The sequence below is a fragment of the Escherichia sp. AM3 genome (assembly GCF_032029835.1).
GTDB classification, from domain to species: Bacteria; Pseudomonadota; Gammaproteobacteria; order Enterobacterales; family Enterobacteriaceae; genus Escherichia; species Escherichia coli.
This window is the reverse complement of sequence record NZ_JAVUPQ010000142.1, coordinates 1-3,885: the sequence shown is the minus strand read 5'-3', so window position 1 is coordinate 3,885 and position 3,885 is coordinate 1. Positions and strand designations below refer to the sequence as shown.

Here is a 3,885-nt window from a genome sequence, read left to right as displayed (position 1 = left end):
TATTCTCAAGCGTTCTCACGTTTACGTCGTAGCGTCTTGCCAATCGCTACAAATAGACAATGCTTTCACAGCTTGCGCGGGATGTTTATCACTTGTCTTGATCGTGCCGGAGTGCCTGAACAGCGGATCGGTGCCATTACCGGACATACAGAGCAGAGAGCTAAAACAGAAGCCTTTCGCACCTACTCACAAGGGGCAAGCATTCCAGAATTAGCTGAATATGTAGAATTAGTAAGATATGAATTAAATATTGATTTTAAGGCTTAAAACAACGCCATAGGCGCAATAAAGAGGCTTCCTTGTAATGGGAGCCTCTTATATGCTTAATTCCTTATAAGAGTGTTTTAAATGGTGATTAAACATTCTCTTTATCATTAACTTGGTGCTTGCCCAGACAGAGCCGCCAAAGTGAAACTACGTTCAAAATCTTGTTGGATACTTCCCACTTTGTAATCGAGGTATGATCCAAGCTGACTACCATCAGGAGCGATATTCACATCAACCTTACTTTCTGGCACGTTTACGACAATGCTTGGCGCATACGTCATAGATGGGGTAGTGTTCAGATCACGGCTAACGTTCTCTTTCAGGGATTGCACGTTATCGGACGGGCTTGAATAGTTCTGAATTGCAGTTCCGCCAGTCGTTGGCTTGTCTTCCGTGCCAGGGATAGGCGATAAGCCTAAAGCACTACGACCCCAATCAACCATGCCGCCTACAAACGAATCCTTATAATACATACCGGACGAATCAAGGTTTTCATGTTTGTTCTCTGGATTTATATTCTGGTATGCAGCAGTAAGCCACGATACAGCACCAGCAAAGGCGCTCATCATTTCAGCCGTTGAGCTTCCAAGTTCTTTAAACAGAGGATTGAGATCTTTCAACATTTGCGCCCACTCTTCACCAGCCTGAGCGTCGAACTCTTCACCGAATCCCGTCATGATAGCTTTCTTACTACCTTCCCAGGCCATATTCATATTAGCCTGTACAGCTTGCAGACGTTCAGCAGCGTCAAGATCCGCTTGCGCATAGGTGGCATTGGCTTTTTGCATCTTAACGATGGTTTTATTTAGCTCTTCACCGTTACGACTGAAAGCACCACGGAAATATTGTAAATCATTTCCAAGGTCTTCAAGGATGTGACCCTGCTCCTGATCAGAGAGTCCACGGCGTTCTCCTTCTTTCACTACAGCGCCCAGGAAACCTAATGGATCAGTCTGGAAACCTTTAATCTGTTCAGGACTCCAACCATATTTATTAAGGATGTTATCGACGGCACCATTACCGCCAGCCCAGCGACCTTTCTTAGCGTCCCATTTGGTATTCCCTACGGATTCACCTAAACGCTCTTGAACGTCTTTAAGGTTGTCTTGACGTTGGTCTACGGAACTATCGACACCGTGTTCTAAGCCGTACTGATTAAGTGCTAACAGGGCGTTAGTGTTTACGTTGACAGCCTTTGCCTTGCGGTTAGTGTCTGTGATCTTGCTTGCCTGATCGGTTACGGTATTGAATATCGCAGCACCGCCGAGAGTGGCAGCAGTGAGAGCGGCACCGCCCACCATTGCACCTACACCACCGCCTATATGACCGCCTTTAAGCTGTTTAGCCATATGTGGATATTTACCGCCATCAGCCGCCACCTGGCGAGCTTTTACAGCAGCCGCACGGCGTTCTAACGTGATACGATCACGGATCAGGTGATTCATCTTAGCCTGACTAATAGCGCCTTTCTCATACGCTGCCGTTTGTGCTTTGATGTATTGCAACGTTTTGTAGTATTGGGCGGAGTCCATACCGTCGCCCATACGCCCTTTCTTAATCCCTTCAAGCTGTCTGAAAGCTTGCTGGCGCTTAATCTCTGCTTTCTCTGCTATTGTCGCTTTAGCGCGGATCTGTTTATCGGCAGCTATAGCGGCTTTAGCCTTCGCTTTAGCTTCTGCCTTTGCCACCTTATCAGCGTTCTTCTTATCGGTTTGAGCTTGCTTGTCTGACGCTTTGGCATCAGTTTTAGCCTGTGCAGCTTTACGAGCCTTTACCAGATCATGAGCCTCGTCTATAGCTCGTTTAGCCTTCTTCCCTTTCAATGTTGGATTGGTTAGGTTTTCCATTTCTTTCTGAAATTTCTTCCCTGCGTCCCTTGCTTTCTGTAATGATGCAAAATCAACTTTAAATACAACCTTGTTTGTTAAGGTTGAGATGTTTAAATCCATAATATTTTCCTTTACCTTTTATTTGTTTTGTTTTGTTTTGTTACGTAGTATTGCACTGCTTCCATAGCTGAGCAGCCAGTAGTGAAGATTCTTTGACGTACAGCAGTATTAGAGATCCCTAAAAACTTACACACTTGAGAGATATTCAGAATATCTTCCGGTAAGGTGGAAACAGCTTTCAGGATCTCAACTGGATTGTTGTTTTGTTCGCTCATGATTTTTCTCTCACAATATTTTAATAGACGGTATAAACGAAAAAAGGGCAAAAGAGATTGTTTACTGTATTTGCGCTACAGGTTTAATAATCCCTTTTGCCCTTATTGCCTGTTTTATTTCCAGTCGCACAGGAAACGACTATTAACGCTTTATTACGCTACTGTGATCTGTACAGTGAAGCCTACGCCGTGGTTTACAACCATCTGGCTATTCTCAGTAACTACGTTTACAGCGTCGTTACGTGCTGGGCTAAACGCATAGCTGTAATATTCAGCCGCGCCAGAATTCAGCAGGTCGAACGTTGAAGAAGGAGCGCCGAAAATGTTCTGATAGACGTTAGAGCCTTTAGCGAACTTCGGAACAGCAACCGCATCAGAAGTCATATGAGCCAGCAGCAGCGGATCAGTAACTTTAACGATATCGATGTTAGTCCCAGGAATAGTGAAGGTAGTCACACCTGGCAGCAGGGAGCGCACGCTATAAACGATGTTTGCGTCATCGGTAGGGCTTGCATACTGGAACGCGTTAACCATGCCAGCACTGTAACGGATAGCGTTGAAAGCAGCAGGTTTACAGAATACAACGATACGTTCTACAGCAGCCGCCTGGCTTTGTGCTTTAGTAATAACGTCTGTATGCATCTGATCGAATTGCTGGAACACCATAGAAGGCGTGGTGCTTGATGCGTCGATGGTTGCAGTCATCGGAACAACACTAAACAGATCGCCCCACTGGATCAGCACATCATCAGTTTTAGGGGTGTAAGTGCGACCAGAGAACAGGGAAGCAGCCAGCACGCTTTCTTTAGTACGCTGGAAAGCAATGTGGTGCTTAGCAACATATTCCGCGTAGATATCTGTCAGAGTTTCTTCAACGGTAGCGCCTGGTTTACGTTTGCCTTGCACGTCTTGCGGCTTAATCATATCTTCACGCAGGAAGTAGGGGATCTCTACTAAAAATTCTTTACCCTGTTCACGTTTAGTCACGTTATGTTCAGAAGAGAAACGAGAGGTTTCTTTGTTGAACAGAGATTCGTTAGTTTCCACCAGTTGGCTAACAGCCACTTTATGAGAACTCACACCTACCGGATCAGTAAAGTCGAGAGAAGTTAACAGGAAGTTGCGAGAGTCGTGCAGACTAAACAGCGGAGCCAGATCGACGGATTCATTACCAATAATCAGTATTTTTATTCCTTTATATTAAGATGTGAATACAGTGTTAAAACCAGCCATCTGGAAACCTTTTGCAGCCAGGGCAGCAATAGCAGCTTCTTTCACAGCGCCTTCAACATTCAGAGCATCGGACTTGATGCAAACCAGTCCGGCATTGCTACGCAGCACGTTAACGGTTTTAGCGTCGCCAGCGGATACCGCATCAGACACAACTACAAGAACATCGCCGCCGCTTACATATTCAGCGCCGTCACTGGTAATCAGATCGCCGCATTCAACAT

4 protein-coding genes and 1 pseudogene are annotated in these 3,885 nt (G+C 45.5%); 1 reads left to right on the top strand and 4 read right to left on the bottom strand.

Features of this window, described 5'->3' with window-relative positions:
* A pseudogene (locus tag RTW80_RS22865) lies at positions 1 to 267 on the top strand (integrase); the annotation flags it as partial.
* Between the two features lie 107 nt (positions 268 to 374).
* Here RTW80_RS22865 and RTW80_RS22860 read toward each other — a convergent pair.
* From RTW80_RS22860 to RTW80_RS22845, 4 genes are all read right to left on the bottom strand, one after another.
* The gene (locus tag RTW80_RS22860) at positions 375 to 2,216 is read right to left on the bottom strand and encodes a hypothetical protein (protein WP_053887714.1); all 1,842 of its coding nucleotides are present in this window, start codon (positions 2,214 to 2,216) and stop codon (positions 375 to 377) included.
* A gap of 11 nt (positions 2,217 to 2,227) precedes the next feature.
* The gene (locus tag RTW80_RS22855) at positions 2,228 to 2,431 is read right to left on the bottom strand and encodes a hypothetical protein (protein ID WP_001432987.1); all 204 of its coding nucleotides are present in this window, start codon (positions 2,429 to 2,431) and stop codon (positions 2,228 to 2,230) included.
* A gap of 153 nt (positions 2,432 to 2,584) precedes the next feature.
* Positions 2,585 to 3,613 carry a major capsid protein gene (locus RTW80_RS22850; RefSeq protein ID WP_000583441.1) on the bottom strand — a complete coding sequence of 343 codons (1,029 nt, stop codon included), beginning with the start codon at positions 3,611 to 3,613 and terminating at the stop codon, positions 2,585 to 2,587.
* Positions 3,614 to 3,631: 18 nt separating this feature from the next.
* Positions 3,632 to 3,885, bottom strand: a 254-nt coding sequence (locus RTW80_RS22845) for a hypothetical protein (protein ID WP_312720325.1), incomplete at its 5' end; no start/stop codon positions are given.

Coding starts and splice junctions, on each gene's coding strand:
- RTW80_RS22860 (WP_053887714.1), bottom strand. CDS start 2,216: ATGGATTTAAACATCTCAACCTTAACAAACAAGGTTGTATTTAAAGTT.
- RTW80_RS22855 (WP_001432987.1), bottom strand. CDS start 2,431: ATGAGCGAACAAAACAACAATCCAGTTGAGATCCTGAAAGCTGTTTCC.